This is a genomic window from Ruminococcus callidus ATCC 27760 (genome assembly GCF_000468015.1).
Taxonomy (GTDB): domain Bacteria; phylum Bacillota; class Clostridia; order Oscillospirales; family Ruminococcaceae; genus Ruminococcus_C; species Ruminococcus_C callidus.
In genome coordinates, this window is sequence record NZ_KI260295.1 from 1 (window position 1) to 17,895 (window position 17,895).

22 protein-coding genes are annotated in these 17,895 nt (G+C 52.0%); all 22 read right to left on the reverse strand.

Annotated elements, in window-relative coordinates; translation table 11 throughout:
- Positions 1–50 precede the first annotated feature (50 nt).
- A complete protein-coding gene (scfB, locus tag RUMCAL_RS00930; protein ID WP_021680508.1) occupies positions 51–1,439 on the reverse strand; it encodes a thioether cross-link-forming SCIFF peptide maturase in 1,389 nt (462 codons plus the stop codon).
- Between the two features lie 138 nt (positions 1,440–1,577).
- Positions 1,578–1,715 carry a six-cysteine ranthipeptide SCIFF gene (gene scfA / locus RUMCAL_RS14925; RefSeq protein WP_021680510.1) on the reverse strand — a complete coding sequence of 46 codons (138 nt, stop codon included), beginning with the start codon at positions 1,713–1,715 and terminating at the stop codon, positions 1,578–1,580.
- A gap of 144 nt (positions 1,716–1,859) precedes the next feature.
- On the reverse strand, positions 1,860–2,267 hold the full coding sequence (locus RUMCAL_RS00935; protein ID WP_021680512.1) for a TIGR04086 family membrane protein: 408 nt from the start codon (positions 2,265–2,267) through the stop codon (positions 1,860–1,862).
- 150 nt (positions 2,268–2,417) lie between these two features.
- Positions 2,418–2,915 carry a preprotein translocase subunit YajC gene (gene yajC / locus RUMCAL_RS00940; protein WP_084194299.1) on the reverse strand — a complete coding sequence of 166 codons (498 nt, stop codon included), beginning with the start codon at positions 2,913–2,915 and terminating at the stop codon, positions 2,418–2,420.
- Positions 2,916–2,961: 46 nt separating this feature from the next.
- Positions 2,962–4,362 carry an NADPH-dependent glutamate synthase gene (gltA, locus tag RUMCAL_RS00945; RefSeq protein WP_021680514.1) on the reverse strand — a complete coding sequence of 467 codons (1,401 nt, stop codon included), beginning with the start codon at positions 4,360–4,362 and terminating at the stop codon, positions 2,962–2,964.
- 2 nt (positions 4,363–4,364) lie between these two features.
- The gene (locus RUMCAL_RS00950) at positions 4,365–5,195 is read right to left on the reverse strand and encodes a sulfide/dihydroorotate dehydrogenase-like FAD/NAD-binding protein (RefSeq protein ID WP_040646415.1); all 831 of its coding nucleotides are present in this window, start codon (positions 5,193–5,195) and stop codon (positions 4,365–4,367) included.
- Positions 5,196–5,380: 185 nt separating this feature from the next.
- The gene (locus RUMCAL_RS00955; protein ID WP_040646417.1) at positions 5,381–5,866 is read right to left on the reverse strand and encodes a CD1247 N-terminal domain-containing protein; all 486 of its coding nucleotides are present in this window, start codon (positions 5,864–5,866) and stop codon (positions 5,381–5,383) included.
- Positions 5,867–5,958: 92 nt separating this feature from the next.
- The gene (gene efp / locus RUMCAL_RS00960; protein ID WP_021680518.1) at positions 5,959–6,516 is read right to left on the reverse strand and encodes an elongation factor P; all 558 of its coding nucleotides are present in this window, start codon (positions 6,514–6,516) and stop codon (positions 5,959–5,961) included.
- Between the two features lie 220 nt (positions 6,517–6,736).
- Positions 6,737–7,237 (reverse strand): YfbM family protein, encoded by a 501-nt coding sequence (locus RUMCAL_RS00965; protein ID WP_021680520.1) that lies wholly within the window; start codon positions 7,235–7,237, stop codon positions 6,737–6,739.
- Positions 7,238–7,252: 15 nt separating this feature from the next.
- Positions 7,253–8,332 carry a M24 family metallopeptidase gene (locus RUMCAL_RS00970; protein WP_021680521.1) on the reverse strand — a complete coding sequence of 360 codons (1,080 nt, stop codon included), beginning with the start codon at positions 8,330–8,332 and terminating at the stop codon, positions 7,253–7,255.
- A 15-nt stretch (positions 8,333–8,347) separates the two neighbouring features.
- The gene (aroQ, locus tag RUMCAL_RS00975) at positions 8,348–8,776 is read right to left on the reverse strand and encodes a type II 3-dehydroquinate dehydratase (RefSeq protein WP_040646435.1); all 429 of its coding nucleotides are present in this window, start codon (positions 8,774–8,776) and stop codon (positions 8,348–8,350) included.
- A gap of 4 nt (positions 8,777–8,780) precedes the next feature.
- On the reverse strand, positions 8,781–9,287 hold the full coding sequence (locus tag RUMCAL_RS00980; RefSeq protein WP_040646437.1) for a YqeG family HAD IIIA-type phosphatase: 507 nt from the start codon (positions 9,285–9,287) through the stop codon (positions 8,781–8,783).
- Between the two features lie 178 nt (positions 9,288–9,465).
- Complete coding sequence (gene rpsU / locus RUMCAL_RS00985; protein ID WP_009984057.1) at positions 9,466–9,639, reverse strand: 30S ribosomal protein S21; 174 nt, start codon at positions 9,637–9,639, stop codon at positions 9,466–9,468.
- A 214-nt stretch (positions 9,640–9,853) separates the two neighbouring features.
- Complete coding sequence (gene leuS, locus RUMCAL_RS00990; protein WP_021680524.1) at positions 9,854–12,268, reverse strand: leucine--tRNA ligase; 2,415 nt, start codon at positions 12,266–12,268, stop codon at positions 9,854–9,856.
- A gap of 26 nt (positions 12,269–12,294) precedes the next feature.
- Entirely contained in the window at positions 12,295–12,621 is a 327-nt protein-coding gene (locus RUMCAL_RS00995; RefSeq protein ID WP_021680525.1) for a hypothetical protein, read from the reverse strand.
- A gap of 34 nt (positions 12,622–12,655) precedes the next feature.
- On the reverse strand, positions 12,656–13,027 hold the full coding sequence (gene rsfS, locus RUMCAL_RS01000) for a ribosome silencing factor (RefSeq protein ID WP_040646422.1): 372 nt from the start codon (positions 13,025–13,027) through the stop codon (positions 12,656–12,658).
- Positions 13,028–13,046: 19 nt separating this feature from the next.
- The gene (locus RUMCAL_RS01005) at positions 13,047–14,285 is read right to left on the reverse strand and encodes an LCP family protein (protein WP_021680527.1); all 1,239 of its coding nucleotides are present in this window, start codon (positions 14,283–14,285) and stop codon (positions 13,047–13,049) included.
- 9 nt (positions 14,286–14,294) lie between these two features.
- Complete coding sequence (gene yqeK / locus RUMCAL_RS01010; RefSeq protein ID WP_021680528.1) at positions 14,295–14,879, reverse strand: bis(5'-nucleosyl)-tetraphosphatase (symmetrical) YqeK; 585 nt, start codon at positions 14,877–14,879, stop codon at positions 14,295–14,297.
- Between the two features lie 32 nt (positions 14,880–14,911).
- Positions 14,912–15,511 (reverse strand): nicotinate (nicotinamide) nucleotide adenylyltransferase, encoded by a 600-nt coding sequence (gene nadD, locus RUMCAL_RS01015; RefSeq protein ID WP_021680529.1) that lies wholly within the window; start codon positions 15,509–15,511, stop codon positions 14,912–14,914.
- On the reverse strand, positions 15,511–15,798 hold the full coding sequence (locus RUMCAL_RS01020) for a YhbY family RNA-binding protein (protein ID WP_021680530.1): 288 nt from the start codon (positions 15,796–15,798) through the stop codon (positions 15,511–15,513). The genes nadD and RUMCAL_RS01020 overlap by 1 nt, the downstream gene beginning before the upstream one ends.
- Before the next feature lie 37 nt (positions 15,799–15,835).
- The gene (locus RUMCAL_RS01025; RefSeq protein ID WP_021680531.1) at positions 15,836–16,420 is read right to left on the reverse strand and encodes an XTP/dITP diphosphatase; all 585 of its coding nucleotides are present in this window, start codon (positions 16,418–16,420) and stop codon (positions 15,836–15,838) included.
- Positions 16,417–17,289 (reverse strand): signal recognition particle-docking protein FtsY, encoded by an 873-nt coding sequence (ftsY, locus tag RUMCAL_RS16355; RefSeq protein WP_051343585.1) that lies wholly within the window; start codon positions 17,287–17,289, stop codon positions 16,417–16,419. Before ftsY ends, RUMCAL_RS01025 begins: the two co-directional genes overlap by 4 nt.
- Positions 17,290–17,895 lie beyond the last annotated feature (606 nt).

Below are 17,895 nucleotides of genomic sequence, written 5' to 3' on the forward strand. Positions count from 1 at the left end.
AAATTTGACGACGCATCTGTCGCACAATCTTTGTTCGGTATTGCCTTATGTTATTCCGCACTTTCCTGCTTTGCAGCTTCCCGATCCATGCGAATCGCCTTCAGCACGATCGCACATTCCAGACGCTTCTTTTCGATCTCACAGGACAGCTTGTGTGCCTTGTGCACATCGCCGCTGAACTGGTAGTTATTCGCGTTACAGCCGCCGCTGCAATAGAATCTTGCCCAGCAGTTCCGGCAGTCCGGCTTGCTGTAGATATGGGTCTTGGCGAAGTCGGACTTCATTTCACGGTTAAATGTGCCGTCGTCCACGTTGCCCATTTTATAGTCTGCCTCACCGACAAACTGATGACATGGGTAGATGTCGCCGTCCGGTGTGATTGCCACGTACTCATTGCCGCAGCCGCAGCCACGCAGACGCTTGATCGCACAGGGGCCCTGATCCAGATCCAGCATGAAGTGGAAGAAGTTGAACTTCTTGCCGGTTGCCTCATAGTCCAGAATCTTCTGCATCAGCCGTTCGTATTCTTCAAAAATACGGGGCAGGTCTGCCTCGGTAATTGCGTAAGGTTCTTCCGCATCAGCGATAACCGGTTCCACAGAGATCTGGTCGAAGCCTGCGTCCAGCAGAGCGAACACATCATCGGAGAAGTCCAGATTGTACTTGGTGTAAGTACCGCGGACGTAGTATTCCTTTTCCCCACGCTGGTCTACCAGCTTCTTGTACATGGGAATGATCTTATCATAAGAACCCTTGCCGTCTACGCGGGGACGCATGCGGTCATTGACCTCTTTTCTGCCGTCGATAGACAGTACCACGTTGGACATTTCCCGATTGATGAAGTCAATCTTGTCATCGGTGAGCAGCATGCCGTTGGTGGTAATGGTGAACCGGAACTTCTTGTGATAGACCGGCTCCTGTGAACGGGCGTATTCCACAATTTTTTTCACAGTTTCGAAGTTCATCAGCGGTTCGCCGCCGAAGAAGTCCATTTCCAGATTCACGCGGTCGCCGGAATTTTGCAGCAGGAAGTCCACCGCTTTTTTACCGGTTTCATAGGACATCAGCTTTCTGCCCTCGCCGAAATCGCCGGTAGAGGCGAAGCAGTACTTGCAACGCAGATTGCAGTCGTGGGCGATATTCAGACACATCGCCTTAATGGGAGAAGCCACAGCGAAGTTGGCATACTTTTCATAATCGTCCGGCGAAAAGAGAATGCCTTCCTGATATGCCTCCAGAATTTCCGCATAGCAGGAACGGACTTCTTCCGGATCGTAAAACCGCGACAGCTTTGTCACGACTTCCTCCGGACATTCCGGAGCAAAAGGCGGTGCAACATTATCCAGCATGTCATAGGTCAGCTCGTCCACCACATGCACACCGCCGCTGTTCACGTCCAGCACAATGTTATAGTCGCCCAGTTTATACTTATGAATCATAATTCTGTTTCCTCTTTCCGGCTGCCTTGGGGAACATGCAGCACCATAAAAATTCGTGTATAGATGCGAAAAAAGGGACAGAACTGTCCCTTTCTTCTATCAGTTGCAGACTTGCGTGTGAAAGGTTTTCAAAAACCCTTAGTGCTCGCACTTCTGGTTCGCTACTGTACAGGAAGTCTTGCAAGCAGACTGACAGGAAGCCTGACACTTGCCGCAGCCGCCCTTTGCAGCAGAAGCCTTCAGGTTTGCTGCATTGATGGTCTTAATGTGCTTCATTCGGAAACCCTCCCCCAAAAAAAGTTTAACTACATTATATCACAAATCCGCCGGATTTTCAAGCGTTCTATGCAAAAACGGAAAAAAATTTACATCTTCCGTGACAATTCGCCGGACTGTCGCTTTCTGTGCTGACGGTTACTGTTATTTCGGCGGCTTCTTGTGGGGAGCATTCACGCCGGAGATGCCGCCCCAGATACTGCCGCCGCAGATCAGCAGCAGCCGCACCGGACTGCCGGCAGTCCCCTGCCAGAACAGCCCCACAGCCAACAGGATCCCGCACAGCAGCAGCCCGCAGCACAGCCCTGTCAGCCAGCCCTTGCGGCGGCGGTGAAATCCCGCAAATCGTCCCATGCTGTAACCGGAACAAAACAACAGCAGCCCCAGCAGCAAAGCGGAGATCCTTTCCGACAAGTCAGACAGCAGCAGTAAGCCAGACAGGGCAGCCAGTCCTGCCAGAAGCAAGCCGATTCCCACGGACAATGCCGCCGGCAGATATCCGAACCGGTTTTCCCAGATGCTCTGCCTTACCGGCTGCCGTTTGGTTCTCATTGCACTGCACCTCCCTGCCATGATGTCTGCTGACAGTGTATGCCTGCGGCAGCGGGATTAGAACAGGGACAGCGTACAAACAGCAAAAAACGGACCGCAAAATTCCTGCGATCCGTTTCCATGTATTGGGGAGTTCCGAGAATCTGCCGATCAGTCTTTCAGCATACCCTGATCGGAATCGTCAGAATCCTTCTTTTTCTTCTTGCCTGCACGCTTTTCCTTTGCTGCGGCGATCTGTGCTTCCTGCTTCCGCTTCGCATTCTCTGTCATGGTCAGGTTTTCCTGTACTGCCCAGTTCTTCAGACGAATCTTGTTGCGGTTGCCGGTAGTTTCGATGACGATATTGTCCTCGTTGACCTGTACGACCAGACCTACGATACCGCCAATGGTAACGATCTCGTCGCCGACCTGCAAGCTGCTCTGCATTGCCTTGGCTTCCTTATCCTTTTTCTTCTGCGGACGAATCAGGATAAAATACATCACTGCAAACAGCAGCACCATGAAAATCAGATAGCCCACTGTGCCGAAGCCGCTTCCGCTTGCACTTTTGCCGCTGCCGCTTTCTGCGAATGCAGTCACGCTGCAAACCGCACCTGTCAGTGCTGCCGTGCTGGCAGCCAGTCCCAGTCTTGCGAAATTCTTACTCATGTTCAAAAGCCCTTTCTCCGTTGCCGTGTGATTTTGCCATAGGGGTTCACGCTTTTCCGCGTAATACCTCATCGATCGACACAGCAGCAGTCTTTCCGGCACCCATTGCCAGAATAACCGTTGCTGCACCGGTAACGGCATCACCGCCGGCATAAACCTTGTCCTTGGTGGTAGCCATTTCTTCGTTGACCACTAAACAGCCCCAACGATTGGTGTCCAAGCCCTTTGTTGTCCCAGAGATCAGCGGATTGGGAGATGTGCCGATCGCCATAATTACAGTGTCTACATCCAGCACAAATTCGCTGTCCGGAATAGCCACCGGTCTGCGTCTGCCGCTTTCGTCCGGTTCGCCCAGTTCCATGCGAATGCACTTCAGACCGTTGACACGGCCGTTCTCGTCGCCCAGAATTTCCACCGGATTGCACAGGTTCTGGAACTCCACGCCCTCTTCCTTGGCGTGGTGTACTTCTTCCAGACGTGCCGGCATCTCTGCCTCAGAACGACGGTATACAATGTACACATGTTCTGCACCCATACGCAGTGCACTTCTGGCTGCGTCCATTGCCACGTTACCGCCGCCGACAACTGCCACAGCCTTAGACTGAATGACCGGTGTCGCATACTTCGGATCGTAGCCGTGCATCAAGTTGATACGTGTCAGATACTCATTGGCAGAACATACGCCCACCAGACCTTCGCCGGGGATATTCATGAAGCGGGGCAGACCTGCACCGGAACCGATAAAGACCGCATCATAGCCGGATTCCATCAGTTCATCGACAGACAGGATCTTGCCGATGACCATATCCGGCTGAATGTCTACGCCGGCATCTTTCAAAGACTGGATCTCCTGCTGTACGATCGTCTTAGGCAGACGGAATTCCGGAATGCCGTACATCAATACGCCGCCGGCAACCTGAAATGCCTCGAAAACAGTTACCTGATAGCCCAGCCGTGCCAGATCTCCGGCACAGGTCAGACCAGCCGGACCGCCGCCGACAATGGCAACCCGCTTGCCGTTGGGCTCTGCCGTTTCCTGCTTGCCGGTATAGCCATGCTCTCTGGCGTAGTCTGCCACGAAGCGTTCCAGACGACCGATTGCAACCGGTTCGCCCTTCTTGCCGCGGACGCACTTGCCCTCGCACTGATTCTCCTGCGGACAGACACGGCCGCAGACTGCCGGCAAACTGTTTGTGGTACGGATAATATCATAAGCCTGTAAGAAATCACCGGCAGCAACTGCTGCAATGAAATCCGGAATCGGCACGCCTACCGGACAGCCGCTGACGCAGGGCTTTGCCTTACAGTGCAGGCAGCGTGTTGCTTCTTCCCGTGCCTGTTCGGGAGTATAGCCCATAGCCACTTCCTGAAAACATCTTGCACGTTCCTTGGGGTCGCGTTCCGGCATGGGAACCTTATTCGGAGCCATATTGAACTTTCCAGCCATAATCACTGTACCTCCTTCCGAAACAGGTTGCATTCCTGTTCCTGCCGCTTATAGGTACCGTTTCGACGCATCAGTTCATCAAAATCCACCTGATGTCCGTCAAAGTCCGGTCCGTCCACACAGGCGTACTTGATTTTTCCGCCGACAGTCACGCGACAGCCGCCGCACATACCGGTGCCGTCCACCATGATCGGATTAAGGGAAACGATCGTCTTGACACCGAACGGCTCGGTAGTCTTACAGACAAATTTCATCATGGGAACCGGTCCGATGGCAATGACAACGTCATACTTCTTACCCTGTTCCAGCTGCTGCTGCAACACATTGGTAACAAAGCCCTTTGTGCCATAGGAACCGTCGTCTGTGCAGAGATACAGGTTATCACTGCATGCACGGAACTCGTCCTCCAGAATGACGATGTCCTTGTTCCGGAAGCCAACAATGGTATCCACTTCCAGTCCCAGACTGTGCAGGTGCTTTGCCTGCGGATACGCAATGGCACAGCCAACACCGCCGCCAATCACGCAGACCGACTTGGTGCCCTCCGGCAATTCGGTGGGAACGCCCAGCGGACCTGCCAGATCCAGAATGGAATCTCCTGCTTCCAGCAGAGAGAACTGCCGTGTGGTTTCACCGGCGATCTGGAAAATCAATGTGATCGTGCCGCCCTCGCGGTCATAATCTGCTACAGTCAGCGGTACACGTTCACCAAACTCATCCAGCCGGAAAATGATAAACTGTCCCGGCAGGACTTTTTTTGCAATCAACGGTGCAGCGATCCGTACCATAACCACTGCGTCGTTCAGCTTTTTCTTTTCTACGATTTGAAACAATTCTTTCACCTCATGCAATCGCATTGGCTATAACAGCAATTCTGTTACAATCCGAATGAAACAAGCCGACAGACCGCCGGCTTGTTGTTTGATCCATATTCAGGGAAACACTGCATAAAGGCAACACCGCACAAGTTTATGCAGCGTTTCCTTCGCTGCCGATGCATTCCGGCAGCAGTTGAATCTTATTCCGCAGAACCGTCCTCTGTGGGGTCATCGATCGGCACTTCAAAAGTGTCGCCGTCCAGATCGCTGTAGTCAAACTCCAGCATCTCGCCGCAGCACGGACACGGCATTTCGCCTTTCTCCAGAATCGATTCGCTCAGTGCGATGACATTGTTGCAGGACGGGCAGACTGTCTCATAGAGTGTCTCATCATCGTCGTCGTCAAAATCGTCATCATCAAAGTCGTCATCACAGGAATAGTATGCGTCATCATCATCATCTTCATCATAGACAATGTCTTCCAGATCGCCCAGATCCTGATCAAACAGATCGCAGACCTCTGTCAGTTCATCTACCTGTGTCTGCAGGTCTGTGACATACGCAGTCATTTCCTGCATCACGTCCAGCAGCTGTCCCAGTACTTTTCCTTCTTTGGTAGTGGTCAGATCCAGCTCCATGCCGTCTACCATACCACGCAAATATGCCATCTTATCTGTCAGGTTCATTTGAAATACCTCCTGTTCAGCACACGGTGTGCATTGCATGCAGCACCGAAAATAATCACATCATGCAAGAGCCGCAGACTTTTTGTACTGCCTTATGCTCTTTCCATGTATTCGCCGGTTCTGGTGTCGATACGGATCATGTCGCCCTGATTGATGAACAGCGGCACCTTGATCTCTGCACCGGTTTCCAGTGTTGCCGGCTTGGTTGCGTTTGTTGCAGTATCGCCCTTGAAGCCCGGATCTGTTTCGGTAACTTCCAGTTCTACGAAGTTGGGCGGCTCTACGCCGAATACGTTGCCCTTATAGGACAGGACCTTTACTTCCATGTTTTCCTTCACGAACTGGAAAGCCGGACCCAGCTTGGACTTGTCGATGGGCTGCTGTTCATAAGTTTCCATGTCCATGAAGTAGTACAGATCGCCGTCGCTGTACAGATACTGCATGTCCTTCCGTTCAATGTAAGCGGTCGGATACTTATCGGTCGGGTTGAAAGAACGTTCTACCACTGCACCAGTGATGACATTCTTATACTTGGTGCGGACAAAAGCGGCACCCTTACCCGGCTTAACGTGCTGGAATTCGATAACCTGTACCACGTTGCCGTCCATTTCGAATGTGATACCGTTTCTGAAATCGCCTGCTGAAATCATAAATTGAAACCTCCGTTTTATTTCTAGGGAATGGGGGTCGATCCCTTTGATACTTCCCTATATTTCATGCAACGACAGGAAACGCCCTGCATAAGTGCAGAGAATCCCCTCAAAAAACATTGCTTAACTTTATTATACAACATAATTGCTTGCTTTGCAAGACTTTCTGCAAAAAAATTTACGTTTCCACTGGAAAAATCTTTCGGCAGCACCGCACCGGTCAGCCGATCATCACCAGCACTGCGTTCCCCTGTTCTGCGGCATTGTCATAGAATGCCTGCAGATCTGCAAAGTACTCCGGCAGTTCCGCACGAATGTCATCTTCCTCCTCCGGTCTGTCCCAGATATTTGGATAGATCTCTGCCGCCGCAAAATCGGACATCTGCAAGGCTGCCAGACGTGCGGCAAAGTCCACCTCGTGCAGAGCCTGTGCAATTTCTTTCACGCGATTCGACGGAATGCCGCCCACATGTATCTGCCGTGCCAGAAAGACACTGCCGCACACCGCCTCCGACAACGGATCATGGTCTGCGGCATCTGACAGCACATCTCCGGTCAGCACAAAATGCAGTGCGTCCCACATCTTATCCAGATCACACGCTTCCGCAGTTTCGTCCTCTGTCAGTTCTTCCGCCTGTTCCAGCAGTGCCCGTTCCTCCAGCTGCCGCAGCTGCTCCAGTTCTGCGTCGGAAATCCGGTAATAGCCGGCATACATACCCATAGTACAATTCTCCTTTTACAACACCAGCAGCTGCTTCGGTGCTTTCGTCAGATTCTCGCAGCCATTCTCCCGAATGACTACAAAATCCTCGATACGAACGCCGAATTCGCCGGACAGGTAAATGCCCGGTTCCACTGTGACTACATTTCCGGCTTCCAGTTTGGTCTGTGTCGCCGGCGAAGCGTTGGGGAATTCGTGAATTTCCAAGCCAACGCCGTGCCCCAGCGAATGCCCGAAAGCATCGCCGTAGCCGGCTTCGTCAATAATGTCCCGTGCCAGCTTGTCCATCTCTCTGCCGGTGATGCCCGGCTTTGCCCCGTCAATGCCGGCAGCCTGTGCTTTCAGCACAATGTTATAGACCTGCTGCATCTTTTCGCTGGGCTGTCCCACGCAGACGGTACGGGTCATGTCGCTGTGATAGCCGTCTACCATTGCACCGTAATCCATCAGCACAAAGTCGCCGTCCTGAATGATTCGCTGTGCAGAGGGTACACCGTGGGGCATGGAGGTAGCACTTCCTGCCAGTGCAATGGTGGGGAACGATTCACCCTCGGAGCCGTGCTCCATCATGGTCTGGTTCAGGCGGAGCATTACGTCCCGTTCCGAGATGCCAGCCCGCAGGAAATTACAGATGTCCGCAAAGGCGATCTCTGCGATTCGCTGTGCCTTTCGAATCTTGTCGATCTCGGCTTCTGTTTTCACTGTGCGGCACGCGAAAATGGCACGGCTCAGGGCATCGCTCTGATCCAGCTGCACCTGATTCCCCAGCTGCTGTTTCAGCTTGAAGAACTGACTCAAGGTCATGGTCATCGACTCCACAGACAGGGTGCGGGCGTTGTGTTTCCGGAGCAGTTCCCGAATTTGTTCATACAGGTCGTGCTGTTCCAGAACGGTGCAATTTTTCACGCATTCCCGTGCTTTTTCAATATACCGGAAATCAATGATCAGATACGCCCCGTCGCGGAAGCAGAGCACTGTTCCCGCGGAGGACTGCATACCGGTGAGATACCGGCGGTTGACATCAGACTGGATCAAAGCCGCATCGGTTCCTGCCGGCAGCTTCTGCATCAGAGTTTCCATACGCTTTTGCATCATGACAAGCCATCTCCCTTACATCTCTGAAAGTGCCTGCAATGCCAGAAAATAGCCGTTAATGCCAAATCCGGCAATGGTTCCGGCACAAACCGGACTGAGCACCGAGTGAGAACGGAACTCGTCCCGTGCATAGATATTGCTGATATGTACTTCCACGCAGGGAATGCGAATATCGTGAATGGCATCATGAATGGCATAGCTGTAGTGGGTATAAGCTCCCGCATTGATGATTACGCCGTCAAACGTGGTGCGTGCCGCATGCAGCTTATCAATGATCGCTCCCTCGTGGTTGGACTGGAAGATCTCACACTCCAGTCCCAGTCCCTCTGCCCTGCTCAGAATCATACGGTTCAGGTCGGCAAATGTGGTATTGCCGTAAACGCCCGGTTCCCGTTCACCCAGCAGGTTCAGGTTCGGTCCGTGAATGACCAGTACTTTTTGCATCATGTCAGTTCAGCTCCTTGTTTTCTTCATATATCTTTTTCGGCAGAAATGGGATTTCCATTCGCCGCTTGAATCGGAAAAATCTCGTTTTCTCCATTTCCATGGGAAAGACAAAAATGCAGGGCACACCAAACAGATTTGCCCCCAGCACATCGGTGAAGATCTGATCTCCCACAGCAGCCACTTCTTTACGGGACAGTCCCATTTTCTGCACTGCCTCCCGATAGCCTTTCGTCAGCGGCTTTTTTCCCTCGCAGACGAAGTCCAGCCCCAGTCGTTTGGCAAAAGGTTCCACACGGGGCGGGTGGTTGTTGGACACCAGACACAGCGAGATCCCCGCCGCCTGCATGCCTGCCACCCATGCTTCCACGCCGGCAGCCGGCACCGGATTATCGTGTGTTGTCAGCGTGTTGTCAATATCCAGCAATAGTCCGCACACGCCCAGCTTTTCCAACAACTGGGGCGTGATGTCACACACACTGCGTAATGCAATTTTTGCACGAAACAGCATTGCTTCTCCTCCTTTCGGCAAATCTTCGCGATGCTCCGCCTTACAGCGTGCCTTCAGTGTTTCCTTCATTATACGTCTTTTTTCCCGCCGGAAATGTCGAATCTCCGTTTCTTTCCACAAAAAAACGGGCACACTCTTGTCAAGTGTGCCCGCCTGCTGTGTATCGCAATACTTTTTATTAATACTTGCGCTTACGAGCAGCTTCAGACTTCTTCTTACGCTTTACTGAAGGCTTTTCGTAATGCTCTCTCTTACGAACTTCAGCGATAACGCCGTCCTTCGCACAAGATCTCTTAAACCGCTTCAGTGCGGTGTCCAAAGACTCGTTCTTACCAACGCGAACTTCTGCCACTTACATTTCCCTCCCTTTGCCGCTACGGCAGAGGCTAATCTTCCGTCTAACCATAATACAGCCAAACTTCTGATTTATACCACCAACAATCCCTTTCGGGAACATCGGGTATCAGCTTAACCTTTTTCGCTGCAAACTATATTTTGCAATATGATTTATTGTACCACATATTGCAGAATTTGTCAAGGGTTTTTTCTGCAAACTTAGAAATTTGTTATTTTACCACAAAATTCACAAGTTTCTTTGGTACATATATTTGCTTTATGATTGTTTTCCCTGCGGTAGCTTCCATTATTTTTGTATCTGCCGCAGCCTGCTCCAGAACGGCTTCCTTTTCCGCATCTGCCGGAATATTCATTTTGGTCTTGACCTTGCCGTTGATCTGTACCACGATCTCGATCATATCATCCACGCACAGAGCCTCGTCATAAGTCACCCATTCCTGTTCGCTGAGCACGCCTTCACAGCCGATCAGCTGATACAGTTCCTCAGAAACGTGCGGTGCAAACGGATACAGCAGTACCAGCAGATCGCGGAATTCCTTTCTGGTGATCGAACCTGCATCGTAAATGTCATTCAGCAGTGTCATCATGGCAGCGATCGCGGTATTGAACTTCATGGATTCAATATCCTCGGAAACCTTCTTAATGGTCTTGTGCATCTTGGAACGCAGTGCATCGCTGTAGCTGTCGCTGTCTGTTACCTTATCCTGCAATGCCCAGATACGGTCTACAAAACGCTTGCAGCCCTTGACGCTGCTGTCGCTCCACGGAGCAGCCTTTTCATAGTCGCCCATGAACAGCACGTACAGACGCAGCACGTCTGCACCGTAGACATCGACAACATCATTCGGGTCTACCACGTTGCCTCTGGACTTGGACATCTTTTCACCGTCCGGTCCGAGGATCAGCCCCTGTGCAGTACGCTTTGCATAGGGCTCCGAAGTCGGCACCAGATCCAGATCGTACAGGAACTTGTGCCAGAAACGGGAGTAGATCATATGGCGGGTCACGTGTTCCATACCGCCGTTGTACCAGTCAACCGGCATCCAGTACTTCAGGGCTTCCTGCGATGCGAATTCCTTGTCGTTATGGGGATCACAGTAACGGAGGAAGTACCACGAAGAACCTGCCCACTGAGGCATAGTGTCGGTTTCCCGTCTTGCTGCCGCACCGCACTTCGGGCACTTGCAGTTGACGAACGATTCGATCTTTGCCAGCGGGCTTTCGCCGTCCTTGCCGGGTTCGAAATTCTCTACCGGCGGCAGACGCAGCGGCAGCTGGTCATAGGGTACCGGCACCATGCCGCACTTCGGGCAGTACACGATGGGGATCGGTTCGCCCCAGTAACGCTGACGGTTGAACGCCCAGTCCTTCATCTTGTACTGTACGCCCTTTTCGCCGCAGCCCTTTTCTGCCAGCACTTCCAGCATCTTCGCAATGGCATCTTTCTTGTTGGTGATGCCGTTGAGGATACCGGAGTTCACCATTTCACCGTCACCGGTATAGGCTTCCTTAGAGATGTCGCCGCCCTTGATGACTTCGATAATATCGATGCCGAACTTCTTGGCGAAATCATAGTCACGGGTATCGTGTGCCGGCACTGCCATAATGGCACCGGTACCATAACCCATCATAACATAGTCGGAAATGTAGATCGGAATCTCCTTGCCGGTAACAGGATTGATGCCGGTCAGTCCGTCGATCTTGACACCAGTCTTATCCTTTACCAACTGTGTCCGTTCAAACTCGCTCTTTTTCGCACATTCCGTTTTGTATGCGTCCAGTTCTGCAATATTGGCAATGCTGTCGCGGTACTTCTGAATGATCGGGTGCTCCGGAGCAATAACCATAAAGGTGACACCGTACAGGGTATCCGGACGGGTGGTATAGATCCGCAGCTTTTCGTCTGCGTGTTCCTTGACAGCGAAGTTGACAAATGCACCGGTAGACTTGCCGATCCAGTTCTGCTGCTGGAGTTTGACATTCGGCAGATAGTCCACTTCTTCCAGACCCTGCAGCAGCTTGTCTGCATACTCGGTGATCCGCAGATACCAGACTTCCTTGGTCTTCTGGACGATCTCGCTGTGACAAATGTCGCACTTGCCGCCCTGTGAGTCCTCGTTGGACAGGACTACCTTACAGCTGGGGCAGTAGTTGACCAGTGTCTTGTCGCGGAATGCCAGTCCCTTTTCGAACATCTTCAGGAAGATCCACTGTGTCCACTTGTAGTATTTTTCGTCAGTGGTATCGATCACTCTCGACCAGTCGAAAGAGAAGCCGACACGCTTGAGTTGTCCGGTGAATTTGACGATATTGTCATCGGTGACCTTCCGCGGGTGTACGCCGGTCTTGATCGCGGTATTCTCTGTCGGCAGACCATAAGCATCGAAGCCGATAGGAAACAGCACGTTGTAGCCCTGCATGCGGCGTTTCCGGCTGACAACTTCCAGACCGGAATATGCCTTGATGTGTCCGACATGCATGCCGTGACCGGAGGGATACGGGAACTCTACCAGTGCGTAGAACTTCGGCTTGGTGTGATCCTCGCTCGCACGGAACGAGCCGTGCTCTTCCCAATACTTCTGCCACTTTGGTTCGACAGAGGCAAAATCATATTTGTTGCTCATGTATTTATCATTCCTTTGAATATAATTTACTTACCGAAAAATGCCTTGACATTCTTTTCAAACACCAGCACGGCTGCTGCACCCAGATCCAGCAGTCCTTCCAGCAGATAGATCCACTGGCTGCCCAGATTGCTGATATTGCTCCCCACATGCATCAGGAACATCAGTGCCAGAAAAACGGCGACAATGTAATTGATGTAGGGAACGCGGTTCAGCATCAGCACCAATGCCACAACGCTTACAATCAGCATCACCAGATTCGACATGCTGAACCCCAAAATCAGGTTCAGAGCACCCTTGATGATAAGATACAGTCCGATCCCGAATACCCATTTTCTTCCTGTGGTTTCCATGATACCAAATCCTTTCCTGTTGTGCGGTATGCTCTTACGCAATGCCGTTTGGCTTTGTCCACTGAGAAATGTCTACCGGTTCCCCGTCTGCCCACAGACGTTCCAGCTGGTAGAATTCCCGTGTGTCCTTGCAGAACACGTGTACGATAATATCGGCATAGTCCAGCACCACCCAGTTGGAGCCGTTTCCGCGGCCCTCGCGGTGCAGCGGTTCTACGCCTTTTTCCGACAGCTGATATTCCACTTCATCTGCCAGTGTCCGTGTGTGGGTGGTACTGGTACCATTGGCGATAATGAAGTAATCACCCAGAATGGTCAGGTCATGCACCCGAAGCACCTGAATATCTTCGGCACGCTTGCTGTCCAGTGCTTTTACAATGATTTCCAAAATTTCCTGCTGCGTCATATTTGTTCCTTTCTCATTCTTATTGTGCTCCGTCATTGCTGTCGCCCTTGTTGATGTCGCCGAGATTTTCCTGTGTGTCATCATAATCTCTTGCCAGATACTCGCCCTCCGGCACCAGTTCCACAATGGTGCTTTCCTCCGGATAGATCTCGTTCTGATAGGGGCGGAAATACTGGTTCAGCAGATCCACAGTTGCAGACTTGTGAATAGAATACACCGACTGGGAAGAGCCGTCCCCCGGATAGTAAGTTGCTCCTTCTCCCGGCACCATAAACACGTTGACATTGTCCATAGTCAGACGCTGTGAGGCAAAGTCTGCCACCATGCTGATCTGTTCCAGCGACAGATCGGTAGCGATCCACTGATTCTTATAGATCTTCTGCATGGCACTCATCAGTTCCGTCTGGCTCATGTTCAGCATTTTCTCCATTGCTGCTGCAAGGAAGATCCGCTGTGCCTTAACACGTCCGATGTCCCCTTCGGCATAGCCGTGGCGGAACCGGACAAACCATTCGGACTGCTGACCGTTCAGAGTCTGTTCTCCTGCCGGCAGGATCTTATCTGCTTCATAGGTGATCTGCTCCGGCAGCGTAATGGGAATGCCGCCGACAGAATCCACGATATTGGCAATATCCACGCAGTTCAGTTTCACATAAGCATCGACATAGATGCAGAAGTTTTCCTGAATGGCATTGACCACACGCTGGATCGGTGTTACACCAGTTTCCTGTCCGCTGTGATAAATGCTGTTGAACTTTGTGGTGGAATAGGAAGCATAATCCGGCATGTAGGAGTCACGGGGAATTTGCAGAATGTTCATGCTGCCTGCTATCAGGTCGAACTGCAATACCCAGTCTACATCAGACAATTCGCCGCTTTCGTCCATGCCCAGAAACAGGATGGTATACTGTCCCTCAATGGTCTGCTCCAAATCCAATCCGTCATTTACATCCGAATCCAGATCGCTTTTCAGGTTCAGTGCCGCATCGTTAGAGTCCACCTTTGCCAGCGTACCCTCCTTATCTACCAGCGGCTGCCACAGTTTCCAGTACTTCATGATCGAAACCTGCTGGGTGGTCAAGGTCGTTCCTTCCAGCTTTTTAAAGTTGATGATCGGTGCATTCAGGACCATCAGCAGGATCAGCACAACGCTGACTATGATTGCCGCAATCATAACAGCAATATCCCGCGGGCTGTTTTTCTTTCGTTTTCTGGGGGCATAGTAGCCGTGTTCATCTGAGTAGTTTTTTCTGCTCATCTGCAATAATCATCCTTCCTGCTGTTGCAGCTCCGTTAAAACTTCGTTGTAGGCTTCTACTGTGTGATGCGGGATCAGTGCTTCCCGCCGCACCAGCTTTATCAGGGAATATTTCAGGGCATATGCCATGCCTGCATTGAGGCTTTCTGCTGCCTTTTCCCGCATCACGTCCACATCGGGATAATCCCGTTCCGCAGAGATCATATCTGCCAGATAGACGATCTTTTCCAGATTGGACATGCCGGCTCTGCCCACGGTGTGAAACCGTACTGCATGCAGCACATCTTCATCAGTCACACCGAATTTCGTCCGCAGCAGCTCCGCACCGGCGATGCCGTGCCAGACCTTGAATGCCTTGCGTTCTTCCATGCACACGTCCATAGAGGACTGCATCATCAGCGTGTACTGTACGTCTTCCGGTTCTTCCTTGCAAATATCGTGTACCAGACCGGCAAAACGGGCGGTTTCCACATCTGTGCCGCCGAATTTCTTTGCCAGCATCACACTGGCCTCCGAAACATTTTTGGAATGGATATAGCGTTTTTGCGAAAGACGGGCTTTCAGATACTCGTCATATTGCTCCAGTGACTCCATGAAAAATGTGAGCTCCTTTCCTCGGGAACATCTTATGCATATAAATTATGAGATACTATATATTGTACTACTTTTTGCGGTAAATAGCAAGAAAAATCTGCATGATTTTTTCGATTCCTGCGAATTTTTGTAGAAGATACCGTGCAAACCTCAGCAGGACACAAAAAAATTTTGCCATATTGCAATAAAAATGCTCTCTGTGCCTCCAGTTCCGCCATGTCCCCGTCCATGCGGGACACCACGCCCAGTGCTGCCATTTCCAGAATCTCTTGCCAGCAGTGCCACTTCGGAAATGACAGGAACATATCGCTGCCCACCAGCAGCACCAGTTCTGCTTCGGGATACCGGTTCCGGAACAGCCGCACGGTGTCCACGGTATAGCTGACACCGGCACGTTCCAGTTCGCAGCCGTCTACCGTGCAAAAGGGCAGCGTTTCCGCCGCCAGACGGCACATCGCCAGACGGTCTGCACCGGAAGCCATGTCCGGATTCTGCTGCTTGAACGGCGACACATTGGCGGGGATCAGCACCACCTGATCCAGCCCCAGACTTTCCCTGGCAGTCTGTGCCAGATGCAGGTGCCCGTTGTGAATGGGGTTAAAGCTGCCGCCAAACAATCCGATTCGCTGCATCAGAATTTAATGACCGGTTCTTTCGGATTCCGCTTGAACAGAACCAGCCGGCTGCCGATGACCTGTACCACATCGGATTCCGTCTTTTCCGACAGTTCCTCTGCGGCTTCACGGGCACTCAGCGGACAGTTGTCCAGTACGTGGATCTTGATGAGTTCCCGTTTCCGCAGAGCATCGCTGACCTGCTGCACCAGTGTATCGCTGATACCGCCTTTTCCCACCTGAAAAATGGTTTCGTATGTGCTGGCGATGCCCCGCAGAGTCGCCCGTTGTTTACTTGTCAACATCAATTTTTCTCCTTAATCATTTTTATGAGCTTTGAATTTATAAAGTTTTGAAAAAATCTTCCAGCTGTTCCAACGCCTTGCCGCGGTGGCTGATCTGGTTCTTCTCTGCATCAGTCATTTCTGCCATGGTCTGTTCGCCTACGCAGAAAACCGGATCATAGCCGAAGCCGTTTTCCCCTCTGGGAGAAGTTCCGATCACACCCTCGCAAACGCCGGAGAAGAACTGCTCCTCCCCTGCCGCATTCACATAGCACAGCACGCACTGGAACCGTGCAGTGCGTTTTTCTGCGGGAGTGTCTTTCAGCAGTTCCAGCAGCTTTTCGCAACGCTGGGCATCAGTGGCATTTTCGCCGGCAAACCGGTGCGAGTATACCCCTGGTGCTCCGTCCAGTGCGTCTACCAGCAGTCCGCTGTCATCTGCAATGACGGCACAGTGCAGGGCTTCGTGAACCGCATGGGCTTTCAGTGCTGCATTCTCTGCAAAGGTAGTGCCGGTTTCTTCTACTTCCGCATCAAAGCCGGCTTCTTTCTGGGAAACTGCGTCCAGCCCGAAGGGGGCAAGGATCGCACGGATCTCCCGCAGCTTTCCGGCGTTATTCGATGCAATGACAATCTTCTTCATAGTGATTCCTCCGTAGGTTCAAACAGGGCACGGACAAAATCCTGTGCGTGGAACGGCTGGAGATCGTCGATCTTTTCGCCCACGCCGATCAGCTTCACCGGAATGCCCAGTTCGTTGCGAATGGATACGATGATACCGCCCTTGGCAGTACCGTCCAACTTGGTCAGCACAATGCCGGAAATGTCTGCCACTTCCTGAAACAGCCGTGCCTGATTGACTGCGTTCTGTCCGGTGGTAGCGTCCAGTACCAGCAGGATTTCCCGATGGCAGCCCTCTGCCTTGGTTTCGATGATGCGGTTGATCTTCGCCAGCTCCTGCATCAGATTCTTCTTGTTGTGCAGCCGTCCGGCGGTGTCGCAGATCAGCACGTCACAGCCCCGTGCCTTGGCGGCATCAATGGCATCATACACCACCGATGCAGGGTCAGAGCCCTCTGCATGCTTGACGATGTCCACGCCGGCACGCTGTGTCCAGACTTCCAGCTGATCAATTGCCGCAGCACGGAATGTATCCGCCGCAGCCACCAGCACCTTTTTGCCCTCGCCTTTCAGCTGGTGGCAAAGCTTGCCGATCGTGGTCGTCTTTCCGGCACCGTTGACACCAATTACCATGACAATGGTAGGCTGGGTGGGATATTCCAGTGTCTGGTCCTCACCCAGCATCTCACCGATGATCTCCTGAATCATGCCCATGATCTCCTGCGGATCCTTGACACCCCGTTCCTTGACGCGTTTCCGCAGGGTTTCACAGATCTGTACAGAAGTTTCCGGTCCCAGATCGCTGGTAATCATGGTTTCTTCCAACTCATCAAACAGATCGTCGTCGATCTTGGTAAAGCCGCCCAGCACCTGCTGCATACGGGAAACCATTGCGTCCTTGGTCTTTCGCAGACCGTCCCGAATCTTCGCAAAAAAGCCCTTTTTCTTTTCGGGTTCTGCTTCTTCCGGATCGGATTTTTCTGTCAGTTCTGCTTCTGGTTCCGCTGCTTCTTCTGATTCCGGTTCAACTGTTTCTGCCGGTTCCGTTTCTGATTCTGTTTCTGCTTCCTGTTCGGGTTCTTCAACAGGCTCTACTTCTTCCGGTTCTTCTGCTTCGGGTTCAGTTTCTTCCTCCGGTTCAGTTTCTTCCTCCGGTTCGGTTTCTTCCTCCGGTTCGGTTTCTTCCTCCGGTTCTGCCTTTTCTTCGTTTTTCAAAATGCCGGCAGCTTCCAGAGCCGCCTGCCGTGCCAACGCAATTGCAGCCTGATGCTGTTCGGATTCCTCCACAACTTCCTGTGCGGCAAGGCGAGCCTTTTCGATCTCGTCCTGCTCCTGTGCCGCCAAGTCATTGAGGGCAGCCGCGGCAATGTCTTCTTCTGCTTCTGCATCAGCCGTTTCCGCAATCTGTTCCTCCGGTTCCAGTACCGTTTCTTTCTCTGCCTGCTGCTTGTTCCGCCGCCAGAACGGTACGCCTTTTTCCTTGTTTTTATTTTTCTT